Origin of the sequence: Staphylococcus simulans (genome assembly GCF_002902285.1) — a bacterium.
Lineage (GTDB): Bacteria > Bacillota > Bacilli > Staphylococcales > Staphylococcaceae > Staphylococcus > Staphylococcus simulans.
In genome coordinates, this window is sequence record NZ_PPRU01000019.1 from 1 (window position 1) to 13,960 (window position 13,960).

At 35.6% G+C, this 13,960-nt stretch carries 14 protein-coding genes; 8 read left to right on the plus strand and 6 right to left on the minus strand.

The annotated features are described in order from the left end of the window. The first annotated feature begins 354 nt into the window (after nucleotides 1–354). On the plus strand, nucleotides 355–2,658 hold the full coding sequence (locus tag CD112_RS05330) for a nitric-oxide reductase large subunit (protein ID WP_174165802.1): 2,304 nt from the start codon (nucleotides 355–357) through the stop codon (nucleotides 2,656–2,658). 104 nt (nucleotides 2,659–2,762) lie between these two features. Here CD112_RS05330 and CD112_RS05335 read toward each other — a convergent pair whose 3' ends face one another. The 6 genes from CD112_RS05335 to queC form a co-directional block, all read right to left on the minus strand. Continuing rightward, entirely contained in the window at nucleotides 2,763–3,602 is an 840-nt protein-coding gene (locus tag CD112_RS05335; RefSeq protein WP_373364857.1) for an aldo/keto reductase, read from the minus strand. Between the two features lie 179 nt (nucleotides 3,603–3,781). Then, nucleotides 3,782–4,045 carry a GlsB/YeaQ/YmgE family stress response membrane protein gene (locus CD112_RS05340; protein WP_103363965.1) on the minus strand — a complete coding sequence of 88 codons (264 nt, stop codon included), beginning with the start codon at nucleotides 4,043–4,045 and terminating at the stop codon, nucleotides 3,782–3,784. Nucleotides 4,046–4,141: 96 nt separating this feature from the next. Next, nucleotides 4,142–4,729: a hypothetical protein gene (locus CD112_RS05345; RefSeq protein WP_070848287.1), complete on the minus strand. Its 588-nt coding sequence runs from the start codon at nucleotides 4,727–4,729 to the stop codon at nucleotides 4,142–4,144. Between the two features lie 115 nt (nucleotides 4,730–4,844). Next, nucleotides 4,845–5,558, minus strand: a complete 714-nt coding sequence (gene queE, locus CD112_RS05350) for a 7-carboxy-7-deazaguanine synthase QueE (protein ID WP_060804111.1) — start codon at nucleotides 5,556–5,558, stop codon at nucleotides 4,845–4,847. Beyond that, nucleotides 5,551–5,976, minus strand: a complete 426-nt coding sequence (queD, locus tag CD112_RS05355) for a 6-carboxytetrahydropterin synthase QueD (protein ID WP_023015404.1) — start codon at nucleotides 5,974–5,976, stop codon at nucleotides 5,551–5,553. The genes queE and queD overlap by 8 nt, the downstream gene beginning before the upstream one ends. A gap of 2 nt (nucleotides 5,977–5,978) precedes the next feature. Continuing rightward, nucleotides 5,979–6,650: a 7-cyano-7-deazaguanine synthase QueC gene (gene queC, locus CD112_RS05360; RefSeq protein WP_103363966.1), complete on the minus strand. Its 672-nt coding sequence runs from the start codon at nucleotides 6,648–6,650 to the stop codon at nucleotides 5,979–5,981. Between the two features lie 365 nt (nucleotides 6,651–7,015). On the opposite strand from queC, the gene CD112_RS05365 reads away from it, so the two are divergent. From CD112_RS05365 to ltaS, 7 genes are all read left to right on the plus strand, one after another. Next, nucleotides 7,016–7,609: an anthranilate synthase component II gene (locus CD112_RS05365; RefSeq protein ID WP_023015402.1), complete on the plus strand. Its 594-nt coding sequence runs from the start codon at nucleotides 7,016–7,018 to the stop codon at nucleotides 7,607–7,609. Continuing rightward, nucleotides 7,593–8,729, plus strand: coding sequence for a chorismate-binding protein (locus tag CD112_RS05370; protein ID WP_037556546.1), 1,137 nt, complete (start codon nucleotides 7,593–7,595; stop codon nucleotides 8,727–8,729). Before CD112_RS05365 ends, CD112_RS05370 begins: the two co-directional genes overlap by 17 nt. A 5-nt stretch (nucleotides 8,730–8,734) precedes the next feature. Further along, nucleotides 8,735–9,343: an aminotransferase class IV gene (locus tag CD112_RS05375; RefSeq protein ID WP_231911547.1), complete on the plus strand. Its 609-nt coding sequence runs from the start codon at nucleotides 8,735–8,737 to the stop codon at nucleotides 9,341–9,343. 53 nt (nucleotides 9,344–9,396) lie between these two features. Then, nucleotides 9,397–9,603 (plus strand): hypothetical protein, encoded by a 207-nt coding sequence (locus CD112_RS05380; RefSeq protein WP_023015399.1) that lies wholly within the window; start codon nucleotides 9,397–9,399, stop codon nucleotides 9,601–9,603. Nucleotides 9,604–9,619: 16 nt separating this feature from the next. Further along, nucleotides 9,620–10,327: a 5-oxoprolinase subunit PxpB gene (gene pxpB, locus CD112_RS05385; RefSeq protein WP_002481509.1), complete on the plus strand. Its 708-nt coding sequence runs from the start codon at nucleotides 9,620–9,622 to the stop codon at nucleotides 10,325–10,327. Further along, complete coding sequence (locus CD112_RS05390) at nucleotides 10,315–11,319, plus strand: 5-oxoprolinase subunit C family protein (protein WP_002481510.1); 1,005 nt, start codon at nucleotides 10,315–10,317, stop codon at nucleotides 11,317–11,319. Before pxpB ends, CD112_RS05390 begins: the two co-directional genes overlap by 13 nt. A 565-nt stretch (nucleotides 11,320–11,884) precedes the next feature. Continuing rightward, nucleotides 11,885–13,831 carry a polyglycerol-phosphate lipoteichoic acid synthase LtaS gene (gene ltaS / locus CD112_RS05395; protein WP_002481511.1) on the plus strand — a complete coding sequence of 649 codons (1,947 nt, stop codon included), beginning with the start codon at nucleotides 11,885–11,887 and terminating at the stop codon, nucleotides 13,829–13,831. Nucleotides 13,832–13,960 lie beyond the last annotated feature (129 nt).

Genomic DNA, 13,960 nt, shown 5'->3' on the forward strand with positions numbered 1-13,960 from the left:
AGGAGTATTAATATTAAAATAAATGTCATAAAAATTACTTTAAACACTATAAGTATAAATAGACTTTAAATCAATCGTTTGTGACAAATTTCTGAATAATTGAAAATGATTCCCAATATCAGTAGATTAATAAAAAATATTAAGAAGGAGAGACCATACTGCTTATTAAAATATTTGTAGAACACAAAGTTTGCTTAACAATAAACATATTAAAATAAAACTAAAATCGAAGAAAACAACAATTTATGTATAAATACATTTATGACAAAATTAAGAACTAATTGAGAATGATATTTACTATCAATTGCAGTAGGCGTATTCTGAAGTTGAGAGTCGAAGTTACTGAGGAGAGAAATCGGGATGAAAAATCCATACAGTAGATTGTCGAAGGTCTTAGTAACAATTTTAGTCGTCGTATTCGGTATTTTGCTAGCTGGTGGTTGGTTGATATTTAAAAATGAAGCGCCTCGTCCAACAAAAGTGGTGAACGAAAGTGGACAGACGGTCATTTCTAAATCCGAACTAATCAGTGGTCAAGCCATTTATGAAAAATATGGATTGACGGATTATGGTTCATATTTAGGAAACGGATCTTATTTAGGTCCTGATTATACTGCAGAAACATTGCATCATTATTTAAAAGGGATGCATTACTATTATGCTGAACATCTTTATGATAAACCTTTTAAACAATTAAACCAAATGCAGAAAGCAGGCATTGAAGACAAAGTTAAAAAAGAAATACGGGTGAATCGCTATTCAAAAGCTAAAGATGAACTTGTATTAACAGATGCACAAGTTGCAGGCTTGAATTATGTCAGAGATTATTATCATAAAGAGTTTGTGAATAATCCCAAGCAAGCAGGGTTACCACAAAATATGATTGATCAAATCAAGACAGATGATTATATGGTCAAAGGGAATAAAATTGAGCATTTGAGTGATTTCTTCTTCTGGGGTGCATGGTTATCTTCAACAGATCGTCCAGATAGAGATTTCTCATATACAAACAACTGGCCATTTGATGAACAAGCGGGTAATACAATGCCAAGTGAAGCATTGATATGGTCAGCAATTTCCGTTGCGATATTAGTCGCTGGTGTTGCGATTATTATTTACTTTCAAAGACGTTATCAATTCGACATGGAATCAACATATGATAGTGAACGTCGTTTACCTGAAATTAAAATTCAAGATACAATTTCATCAAGTCAGGCCAAAACAGCCAAATACTTTGTGATTGTGATGGTGCTGTTTTTAATTCAAATCTTATTAGGTGAATTAATGGTCCATTATTATGTGGAAAATGAATTCTTTGGTATTCCGCTTCAAAAACTATTCCCATTCAACATCGCGAAGACATGGCACTTGCAGTTGGTGATCTTCTGGGTGGCTACAACATGGCTTGCGACAGGGATCTATATTGTGCCGAGGGTGCTCGGTAAAGAGCCTAAACATCAAGGTAAATTAGTCGATATCTTATTCGTCGCATTATTGATTGTTGCTGGCGGTAGTATGATAGGTGAATGGGGCAATATTCTTGGCTGGATTAACGAAAAATGGTGGTTATTCGGTCATTTCGGTTGGGAATATATTGAGCTTGGTAAATTCTGGCAAATTCTATTTATCATCGGTATGGTGCTATGGATGATTATTTTAGCCAGGGGCTTCATCCCAGCGATTAAAGATGGCAGTGAACAACATCGTAAACGTTTAATCTTGCTCTTGTTTATTGGCGCAATCGCAATTCCAATGTTCTACTTAGCATCACTCTTTATTATGCCTAACTCACATGTCACTTTCGCAGATTATTGGCGTTGGTGGATTGTACACTTATGGGTAGAAGGGATTTTTGAAGCCTTTGCGGTTATTTTAATTGGTTTCTTAATGGTAGATATGAAATTAACGACAATACATTCTACAATTCGTGCATTGTACTTCCAAATCATTTTATTACTAGGTACAGGTATTGTAGGAATGGGGCACCATTATTACTGGCAAGGCGACCATTCAATTTGGTTAGCATTAGGTTCAAGCTTCTCTGCTTTAGAAGTTGTACCGTTATGTTTATTAATTTGGGAAGCTTACACCCATTATCGTGTTTATAAATTCAGTAAAATTGAATTCCCATACAAAGGTACATTCATCTTCTTAGCTTCTACAGGATTATGGAACGCAATTGGTGCGGGTGCACTAGGATTCTTGATTAATGCGCCAGCCATTAACTACTTTGAACACGGAACACAGTGGACATCTGCGCACGCACATGGCTCAATGGCCGGTGTGTATGGTATGTTCTCAATTGCGATTATGTTATATGTATTAAGAAGTATTACTAAACCTGAATTCTGGACGAAGAAAGTTGAAAAATGGATTTCTATTTCATGTTGGTTATTAAATATTGGTTTAGCTGGCATGGTCTTTGTGACATTGCTTCCAGTAGGTTATATTCAACTTACAGATGCATTGAAACATGGTTACTGGCATGCAAGATTGACGGAGTTCTATCAAAAAGACTCAGTCTTTTGGTTATTATGGGGCAGATTGCCTTGGGACTTAATCTTCACAGCCGGTGTAATTATTTTACTTGTAATCACAGTTCGTGCAGTCATGCATCTTAAAAAAGTTAAAAATAATGAATATCAAAATAAAATCTGATAGACAGTAAATAGCTTTCACATAAGCGGAAAAAGTAAAAATAAGGACAGTACAGAGTTTCGCGCTCTGCACTGTCCTTTCGTTATATATGAACTTGAATTAAGTTATTTTAACGTACCGATTTTAACGTCATCAGGGTGCTTGCCTTGGCGTAAGTTCTGATTTAACTGATCGATTTTTTTAACGTCTTTATCTCGTAATTCAAAGTCAATTGCTTCAAAGTTTTCGCTGATTCTTGAAGGAGTTTGAGACTTAGGAATCACAATTCTATCATGCATTAAATGCCAATTTAAGATGATTTGCGCAGGTGTTTTTTCATATTTTTCAGCTAGCTTTGCGATAACCGGATCTTCAAATAAACCACGTCCACGCATTAAAGGCATCCAAGCGGTAACTTTTATACCATGTTTATCACAGAAGTCTTGTAAGTCTTGTTGGTTTAAGTATGGGTGGAATTCGATTTGGTTAACCGCCGGCACAATTTCAGTATGTTCCATTAATTTTTCTAAGTGATGTTGCTGGAAGTTGCAGACACCGATTGCTTTAACGCATCCTTCTTTATAAAGTTCTTCCATTGCTTGATATGTTTCAATGAATAAGCCGTCTGCTTCACATGGCCAGTGAATTAAAAACATATCTAAATAATCTACACCAAGATTCTCTAATGATTTTTCAAAGTAAGCTTTTGTGCTGTCATAACCTTGATAATCATTCCATAGCTTAGTCGTAATAAAGAGATCTTCACGGGGGACTTTACTTTTTTTAATTGCTTCACCTAATTCTTTTTCGTTGAAATAGAAATAAGCGGTATCAAAAGCACGATAGCCTGAATCTTCAGCAGCTTTGACTGCAGATTCCATATGCTTTTCGTCAATTTTGTAGACTCCTAAACCTATACGAGGAATTTTCACATCGTTATTCAACTTTACTTTCTTTTTCAAGATGATTCGCACTCCTTCTACTTTTTCTTCATTATATCAAACCAAAGATATGTAATACTATTAAAGAGAAAATGATGCGCAATTTAATTAAAGGTTATTTAATCAAATGAAATAAAAAAACAGCAACACCATTGAATGATGTTGCTGCAAGTCGTATGTTAATACACATTAAGTATTAAGACTTATTTTCTTTTGTTTTTGTGGATTGCACCCAAGATTAATGAAAGGATTACAATTAATAAAATTGTACCGATTAATGCTGGGAAAATCGCAATGCCGCCTAGTGATGGACCCCAATCACCAAGGATTGCTGAGCCAAGCCAAGCGCCGACAATACCAGCAATAATGTTACCTAAGATTCCTCCTGGAATATCTTTACCTAAAATTGCGCCGGCTAACCAACCGATTAGGCCTCCGACGATAATCATTAATATTAATCCCATAATAGTAGCCTCCTAATTCAATACTGACAATACTTTTTTATTGTGCTTGTTAATGTTTACCACTAATACATGATAAGTAATCATCTTAAATCAATTTTTTTAAAAAGGTTTTGTCCACAAGATAAATAAAATTAATATTAAGTAAATAATTAGGTAAACATACCAGAAAGGAGTTAATAAATTCATTACAAGAAATGAAATAATAATTAATAATGTGCCGATTGTCAGTGATTTAGGCTTATTCTTCATGAAATGACTACGAAAGCTTGTATCTTCAGAGCTTTCAAAAATGGTTAAGAAGATGAAAGATGCTCCGATTAAGAAGAAAACAGGTGCTAAATATGGAACGGACATATAATAAGATTTTTCACTCGTATTGAATACGATGAACAAAGAAAGACTCAATAAAGTAAAGACAATAAAAGCCATGAATTTCTGTGTCGTAAAGACAATGGGCTTAAATTTTCGATCAGTCAACAGTGCGAGTAATGTCCAAATTAATATAAACGCAACCATCGCATGCGAAATAAAATCATACTTTCCGATGACGATAAGATTAATCACACTGTTTATTGAAACTGCAATAAGAATCGTACTTAATTTGACTTGATTGTTAGATTGTAAATACATATCAATCAAAATGGAAGCTGATATAATCGCAATGTTGATAATTATGTAGATGAGCATAGGGTGCGTCTCCTGACTTCTAATATTCACTGGAATATTATACCAATTTCAGTACATTTAAGCATTTGAAAACACTTTAAAATTAAAAAAGCTCGGGCATTCTGCAGCCCGAAACTTATACACCTTTCATATTACTCCAAAGTAATGTATGCAATTGTGGTAAAACATAGACTTGGTTCATATCATTGCTTTGCATAACCTTATCTACAAGATTTTCGTAACGTTCAAGCAAACGTGCTGTATGATTTTCTACTTCATCATCTAAGTAAGGATTGCCGACTTGTAAATAAAATGGGAGATCTGGATAACGATGATGTATATATTTAGCGAATTCATAGTCGTCATCATCAAAAACGACAACTTTAAGATTTAATGTTTCTTTAACACATTGTTCAATTACTTCATCAAGTATTTGTATGTTTGGTTTCATACCTGAGCTCGGTGGTTTAGGACTGATTGTTAAATCATTGATTTGGCGCATCCACGGTTGGAAACGACTTCCTTGTGTTTCTAATGCACTTTCAATGTTCTTTTCTTCAAAGAGATCCACTAAATCTTGAATACCTTTAATTAATGCAGGATTACCGCCTGAAATTGTGACATGATTAAAGCAATCGCCGCCGATTTCATAAAGTCGGTCATAAATTTCTTCTGCAGTCATCATTTGAATTTCATCTTTCATACTGCCATCCCAAGTGAAACTGGAATCACACCAGCTGCATCGATAATCACAGCCAGCAGTTCGTACGAACATTGTTTTACGTCCGATGACACGGCCTTCACCTTGAATGGTCGGTCCGAAAATTTCTAATACAGGAATTTTAGCCATGACGGAACTCCTTAGGACGATAAACCACATAGCTAGATGGAGTTTCACGTAAATAGACTTGTGCACATTTAGGACGGTTCGGCTGTTTCTCTAAAATTTCTTCTGTAAGTTGGCAAATCGTTTGTGCGACCACTTCAGTAGATGGCATTTTATCTTTGAACTGCGGTAAATCATTTAATAAATAATGATCGAACTGCTCATGAATTTGTTTTTTTAATGCTGCAAAGTTGATTAAGAAACCGCTATGATCAAGTTCGTCACCAACGATAGTTAAATTAACGAAATAAGTGTGACCATGCGTACGTACACATTTACCTGCATCTTCGCAAGGGATATAGTGTGCAGCTGCAAAATGGAAATCTTTATTTAATTCGAAAGCATAGGGATGGGCAACTGTTGGATAAATTTGTTGTAACAAAATCAGTTCACTCCTTTTTCTGCTAAATAAGCATTTAAACCACGTGCGCGTAATTGACAAGCCGGACATTCACCGCAGCCATCTGCGATAATCCCGTTATAGCAAGTCAATGTGTTATATCTTACATAATCTAAGACACCAAGTTCGTCACTTAATGCCCAAGTTTCTTTTTTGTCTAACCACATTAATGGTGTATGAATGACAAAGTTTTTATCCATCGATAAATTCAATGTGACATTCATGGATTTCACAAAATCATCGCGACAATCCGGATAACCAGAGAAGTCTGTTTCACAGACACCTGTAATAATGTGACGTGCTTTAATCTGATAAGCTAACGCGCCCGCAAACGATAAAAATAATAAGTTACGTGCTGGAACGAAGGTGTTTGGTACACCATCATCAGTATCTACAATTTGTAAATCATGTTGGGTTAACGCATTCGGTGTGAGTTGAGATAATAAAGACATGTCTAAAATGTGGTGCTTTAATCCTTGTTCTTGTGCGATTTGTTTAGCGACTTCAATTTCAGTATCGTGACGTTGACCGTATTGGAAAGTCACAAGTTCTACTTCTTTGAATTTTGCTTTCGCATAAAAGAGACAAGTCGTACTGTCTTGTCCGCCGCTGAAAACGACGAGTGCTTTATCATCATCAAGTTTATGGGGTGCCATAAGTCAATCTCTCCTTTAAAGTGATGACCTAGCTCGATCAATAAAAAAACTCGAACGCTAAAGTGCGTGTATCTTGATGATTCAAAATAACGCTTTTAGGTTCGAGTTGATATAGACAATGACGTAGTATATTGACTATCTCTATAAAAGATAGACGATTGAAAGTAAAAGTCTAGTTTTTTATAGAGGGTATCAGCTAGGAACCTCTGTGTTTCTATGTCGATAGATAGAATAATATATTTCCTAAGTAAAATCAAGGTGTCTCTGCTTCTGCTATTACAAAATCGTGTGACATCTTGTAAAATGAAGTTAAAAGCATTGTTCGACGAAACAAATAGAATGTTGAGTAAGGGGACAAGTTGAGTATGATTATAATGATAGATAACAAAGACTCATTTACATATAACTTAGTAGATTATCTGAAAACAGAAAGTAATGAACGTGTGACAGTTATCGATGTAGATGACGTAGATATAGAAACATTAAAAACAATGCAGCCGCATGCGATTGTGATTTCCCCAGGTCCAGGAAGTCCAAGTGATTATCCGATTTTACATGAAGTCCTTAGCACGTTTGAAGATAGTGTACCTATTTTAGGTGTGTGCTTAGGATTTCAACTTATTGTTGAACATTACGGTGGTGCTATTATTCATAGTTCACGTCCTGTACATGGCCACACTACGTTGATTACCACAAATGAGCAAGGTATTTTTGCGGGACTGCCTAAACAATTTCATGTGATGCGTTATCACTCCTTATGTGCAGATGCATTACGCATGCCAAGTGCGCTAGAAGTCACAGCATATAATGAAGAACAAATTGTGATGGCAGTGGCGCATAGAAGTTATCCGATTTATGGTGTGCAATATCATCCTGAATCTATATTGAGTGAATATGGCCATGCGCAAATTCGACTATTTCTTCAACAGGCAGGTGAAAACATTGCGCGCGCACTTTAATTATCGATATTACACAGATGAAACAGATTATAAGCAGTACCAATATTGTTTCAAGACAATTCTTGATCAAAAGATTGCTTATGATTTAAATGAGGTACATGAAGTCATTGATTTTGCTGAACAAGCACATCAGGCAGGTCATTTTGTTTGTCTGTATTTACCTTACGAAGCGGCACCTGCCTTTAATTCTGAAATGGCAGTACATCTACCAGAAACTTCCAATTATGTTTATGCGGCAGCCTATATATTTGAAGCACCTGAAACAAGGGAAGAAGTAAAAGATAAGGCTGTATCAGCACGTCCGCACTTTCATTTTCGTTTGTCGAAGCCAACTATGATTCAACATATCCAACAAGTTCAAGATGCGATTGTAGAAGGGAATACATATCAAGTGAACTATACAACACGTATGTATGATCGTATCCGTATGCCTATCAGCGAAATGTATGATTATTTAACACGAAGCAGTCACGGTAATTATACAGCGTTGCTTGATACCGATGAATTACAAATCGCCTCGATTTCACCTGAATTGTTCTTTCAAAGAGGTTCTTTTAAAACGATGGAGGACGTGGTATTAAGTAAACCGATGAAAGGCACTATGCCAAGAGGGAAAGATAAAGCAGAGGATGACTATTATTATCAACAACTCGCACAATCTAAAAAAGATCAAGCGGAAAATGTGATGATAGTAGATTTATTACGTAATGATATTGCACGTATTTCAAAACCAGGCAGTGTGAAAGTGTATCAACCGTTTCATATTGAACGTTATCAAACTGTCTTTCAAATGACGAGTATGGTCACAGGACAATTACCGCAAGCAACGTCATTACAACGTATTTTGACTGCACTCTTTCCATGCGGTTCGATTACTGGTGCACCTAAATTAAATACGATGCGCTATATTAAAGCATTAGAAGGCACACCGCGACATGTATATTGTGGTACCATCGGGTTAATGATTCCAAACGGTCCCTCAATATTTAATGTACCGATACGTACGGTGCAATATATTGAAGACGAAGCAGTCTATGGTGTAGGTGCAGGTATTACGATTGATTCAGATCCAGAAGCAGAAGTCGCAGAGTTTGAAGCGAAAACTAAAATATTGGAGTGATAATGATGTACTTATTTGAGACAATGCGTTTATCAGAAGGTAAAATTCCACGTCGAGATTATCACAAAGCACGTATTTTACAGTCAGCTAAGGAGCTTTCTATTCCATTACCTGAAATTCAGTGGGAAGCATTTATCGCAGATATTAAAAAGGAATATCCAACAGGCACTTATCGTTTGAAAGTCATGGCAGATGAATCTGGCGAATTGACTTATCAATGTGTCGACTTACCTGAAAAAAGTAGTTTCACTGCTCAAGCGCAATTGATGCGTTCGGATTACCCAAAGTGGCAATATGTCAATAAAACGTCTCATCGTGAACATGTAGAACATCTTCATGAGACAGATGTTGTTCTTTTTTATAATCTGCAAGGTAAAATTTTAGAGTTTGATATCGGTAATGTGCTGATCAAAGAACAAGGTAAATTCTACACACCTTGTTTTAATAATGATTTCTTAAAAGGGTGCATGCGTGCACAGTTATTAGATGAAGGTAAAGCAGAAGAAAGAGATTATACAATAGATGAGTTGAGAGAAAAATTGGAGGCACATGAAGCGGAGCTTTTCTTGATAAATAGCTTGCGAGAGGTTGCCGAGATACAGATTAATCTTTAAAATTAAGTATGATTAAACTTATAAGTAGCAGAAGGGTTTAAAAAGGTGGCAGCATGATTGGAATAGTCCTGATATTAATCATTGTGGTAATTTGGGTTGCGAAGCGGCTGGCACGCTATTTCCTACAACAGCAGAAACCTTTAGCAGCAAAAGCCGTCGTAGGTATAATGCTGCTTATCCAACTCGTGCTCGTATATTACTTTATGAAGATGATGATGACGTATATTTTAAGGTTACTAAATATCTTTTATAATCAATGAAGACCAGAGGTGCATTATGAAAATTTATAGTCAAGGTGACAAAGCAATTGTGGTTTCTGTGGAGAAAGAAGTCACGCAACATACAACAGAAGACCTGTTAGCATTACGTTCGTATTTATTAGAACAAAACTATCCATTTATTACAGAAATCGTGCCGACTGAATCTGATATGATGATTGTCTATAATGCGCGAGATATGATGAAACATCATCATATTACATCACCGTTCCAATATATGACGGATTTACTGCACTCTATCAAAATCGAAGTCAGACATGGGGATGCTGTAAAAATGCCTGTAGAATTACCTGTTTACTATGGTGGCGAATACGGTCCAGATTTAGCAGAGTTGGTAGAATACTTCGGAATGAGTGAAGAAGAATTTATTTCATTGCATGCGAATAAAACATACTTCGTATCGATGATGGGCTATTCACCAGGATTCCCGTATCTAACAGGATTAAATGAACGTATTTATGTTAACCATACAGGAGATGAACAAAAATTTATTCCAGCAGGATCTGTCATCCTTGAAGGTAAGAAATGTGGTGTAGTCACAACTGATACATACGGTGACTGGCTTGTTATCGGTTATACACCTGTCCGTTTATTCAACCCAGAAAAAGAAGACTTCACTTTATTGAAGTTAGGTGATACTGTACGGTTCAAACCAGCTGAACCTGAAAATGAAAGTGAAGGAGGCAGTGAATCATGTCAATCATAATAGAAAATCCAGGACTTTTTTCAAGCTTCCAAGACTTTGGACGACAAGGTTACGAGCATGATGGCGTTATTCCTGGCGGTGCAATTGATTTCTTAGCACATGAAATTGCGAATCGCTTGGTTGCGAATGATAAAAATGAAGCAACGTTAGAGATGACGACAAAAATGGCGCGTATTCGCTTCACTGAGCCGACTTTAATTGCACTTTCTGGCGGCAACTTCAAAGCATGGACACAAAACATGCGTATTTTACCGAACAAATTGTATTTAGTAGAAAAAGGAGATGTCCTACAGTTCTCTGAATCTAACCGTACATCTCGTGTTTACTTAGCAATCGGCGGCGGAGTAGAACTTGAAGAGTGGCTAGGTTCAACTTCAACAGACTTCCTCTCTAAAATAGGTGGTTACGAAGGACGCGCATTGCAAGCAGGTGATGCGATTAATATGAAACGTAACTATACTAAACGTCATCTGAAATTATTTGATAACTTGAAGGTTACACATAAAACGGATTGGGGTATTGATGGTTACGCACTTTCTTTCAACTATATGTCTGATATGTTCCATGTAGTGTTAAATAAAGGAGCAGAAGACTTTGATGAAGAAACTTTAAATCGCTTTACATATGGTGAATATAAAGTAACCAGCAAAGCGAACCGTGCAGGGATGATTCTAGAAGGCGATCCAGTAAAGGCCTTTTATGAAGACATGCCGCCACATCAATCTGTAAAACGTGGTACGATTCAAGTGAAACGTGATGGTTCACCAATCATCTTATTAAATGACCACTATACATTAGGAAGCTATCCGCAATTAGGTACAATTGCGAGCTATCATTTAACAAAACTTGCGCAAAAACCACAAGGTGCGCGCTTAAAGTTTCAATATATTGATATTTATACTGCAGAAAATAACTTAATGAAATACAGCAGTTGGTTACAACAGCTATTCCATGGTATTGAATATCGTATGATGCAAGAAATGAATAAATAACATGACACATTAATTTAAATGTATTCAACTGAGAAAGCTGGTTACTTTCTCAGTTTTTTAATGTGCAAAATGCACAATTACATTCTAAGGCTGGAGTCTGATTTAATCGTGTGTGATTTCCTGTATAATTTTATAATATTAACGCGAATTCAAAATAAAAGTGAACAAGCTTAACATGCATGATGAAAGCATTTTATCTTTTCTTAGCAATAAATTAACATAGAAAAAATATAGTGTAATATGTCAATTTTGGATAGGTTTTCGCTTGAAATGTCGTGTGAAATGTTCTATATTTAGTTACTGTACTACGTAATTTTTGTTACAATAGTGTTACAAAGAAGTAGGCAATGTAAATTTTTGATGAATATAAATTAGAGCAATTTAAATGAAACATGACGCAATTATTGAAAATACAGAGATAAGAAGCAGCACGAGACTGCTTCGCTTTTAATTGATTGGCCATTGAGCAGCAATCTTTTCTATAAGAAACATTAAAAAGTAGACGGGAAATGGTACTGTTTGATGATTGATTGAATACTAAATAACAATAACGGGGGAGACACACATGAGTCTGCAGAAAAAGAAAATAAGCATTTTTGTCTTTTTCTTACTCACTGTTTTAACAGTTAGTTTGAAGACCTATTTTGCTTATTATGTTGATTTTTCTTTAGGAGTTAAGGGATTAGTCCAAAATTTAATTTTGTTAATGAATCCATACAGCTTACTCGCATTAATACTTAGCGTATTCTTGTTCTTTAAAGGTAAGAAGGCGTTTTGGTTTATGCTCATCGGCGGATTCTTATTAACTTTCTTGCTTTATGCAAACGTTGTTTACTTTAGATTCTTCTCAGACTTTTTAACATTCAGTACTTTAAACCAAGTAGGTAACGTTGAGTCTATGGGAGGCGCAGTATCTGCGTCATTCAAATGGTATGATTTCGTGTATTTCTTAGATACAATTATCTATCTGTTTATTTTGATCTTTAAATCAAAATGGTTAGATACACGTACTTTCAGCAAGAAATTTGTTCCAGTCGTAATGGCAGTTTCAGTTGCTTTGTTCTTCTTGAACTTAGCATTTGCAGAAACAGATCGTCCTGAATTATTAACTCGTACATTCGACCATAAATACTTAGTTAAATATCTTGGACCATATAACTTCACAGTTTATGATGGTGTGAAATCAATTCAAAACCATCAAGAGAAAGCAATGGCTTCTGAAGATGATTTAACAAAAGTATTGAACTACACAAAACAAAGACAAGCAGAAGTAGAACCTAATCCGGAATACTACGGTGCAGGTAAAAAGAAAAATATTATTAAAATTCATTTAGAAAGTTTCCAAACTTTCTTGATTAACAAAAAAGTCAATGGTAAAGAAGTGACACCTTTCCTTAACAAATTGTCTTCAGGACAAGAAGGTTATAAATATTATCCAAACTTCTTCCACCAAACTGGACAAGGTAAAACATCAGATGCGGAATTCACAATGGATAACAGCTTGTATGGTTTACCACAAGGTTCAGCGTACTCATTGAAAGGTTCTAATACGTATCAATCATTACCAGCAATTCTTGATCAAAAACGTGGCTACACAAGCAACGTTATGCACGGTGACTACAAAACATTCTGGAACCGTGATCAAGTTTACAAACATTTCGGTATTGATAAATTCTACGATGCGACTTACTACGATATGAGTCCTGAAAACATTGAAAACTTAGGATTGAAAGATAAACCGTTCTTTAAAGAATCAGCAGAATATCAATCTAAAATGAAAAAACCATTCTATTCACACTTGATTACATTGACAAACCATTATCCATTCACATTATCACCAGATGAAGCGGGAATTGAAAAACCTAACACTGGCGATGCGACAGTAGATGGCTATGTACAAACAGCGAACTACATGGATAGTGCTTTAGAAGAATATATCAACGAATTGAAGAAAAAAGGTATCTATGATGACTCAGTGATTGTCATCTACGGTGACCACTATGGTATTTCTGAAAACCATAATAAAGCAATGGAAAAATTATTAGGTGAAGAAATTACACCAGCGAAATTTATGGACTTGAACCGTACTGGTTTATGGATGAAAGTGCCTGGTAAAGAAGGCGGCGTTGACAACACTTACGGTGGACAAATCGACGTAATGCCGACATTACTTCACTTAGAAGGTATCGATACTAAGAACTTCTTAATGTTAGGTACAGATTTATTATCTAAGGATCATAAACAAGTCGTACCATTCAGAAACGGTGACTTTATTACACCTGAATATAAATATGTGAATGGTAGAGCATTTGATAATAAAACAAATGAACCATTAGAAAAAGAACCTGCTGACTTAGAGAAAAATAAACAACAAGTTGAAAAAGACTTAGAAATGAGCGACAGTGTTCTTAATGGTGACTTATTCAGATTCTACAAAAATCCGGATTTCGATAAAGTAAATCCATCTAAATATCAATATAAAACAGGACCTAAAGGTTCTCAGAAAAAATAAACAATGACTTAGTCATTTCAACAGCGGGTGAATCCTCTTATGGATTTGCCCGCTGTATTTTTTTGGTGCGAACCTTTACAAAACTTACACAATTATCCGCTTAAGATGAACCTGTAACAGTATCTTTTG

Bases quoted from the DNA above. Each gene is read 5' to 3' on its own strand.
- CD112_RS05345 (WP_070848287.1), bottom strand. From the start codon at position 4,729: ATGCTCATCTACATAATTATCAACATTGCGATTATATCAGCTTCCATT.
- queE (WP_060804111.1), bottom strand. From the start codon at position 5,558: ATGGCTAAAATTCCTGTATTAGAAATTTTCGGACCGACCATTCAAGGT.
- queC (WP_103363966.1), bottom strand. From the start codon at position 6,650: ATGGCACCCCATAAACTTGATGATGATAAAGCACTCGTCGTTTTCAGC.
- CD112_RS05365 (WP_023015402.1), top strand. From the start codon at position 7,016: ATGATTATAATGATAGATAACAAAGACTCATTTACATATAACTTAGTA.
- CD112_RS05375 (WP_231911547.1), top strand. From the start codon at position 8,735: ATGTACTTATTTGAGACAATGCGTTTATCAGAAGGTAAAATTCCACGT.
- CD112_RS05380 (WP_023015399.1), top strand. From the start codon at position 9,397: ATGATTGGAATAGTCCTGATATTAATCATTGTGGTAATTTGGGTTGCG.
- pxpB (WP_002481509.1), top strand. From the start codon at position 9,620: ATGAAAATTTATAGTCAAGGTGACAAAGCAATTGTGGTTTCTGTGGAG.
- CD112_RS05390 (WP_002481510.1), top strand. From the start codon at position 10,315: ATGTCAATCATAATAGAAAATCCAGGACTTTTTTCAAGCTTCCAAGAC.
- ltaS (WP_002481511.1), top strand. From the start codon at position 11,885: ATGAGTCTGCAGAAAAAGAAAATAAGCATTTTTGTCTTTTTCTTACTC.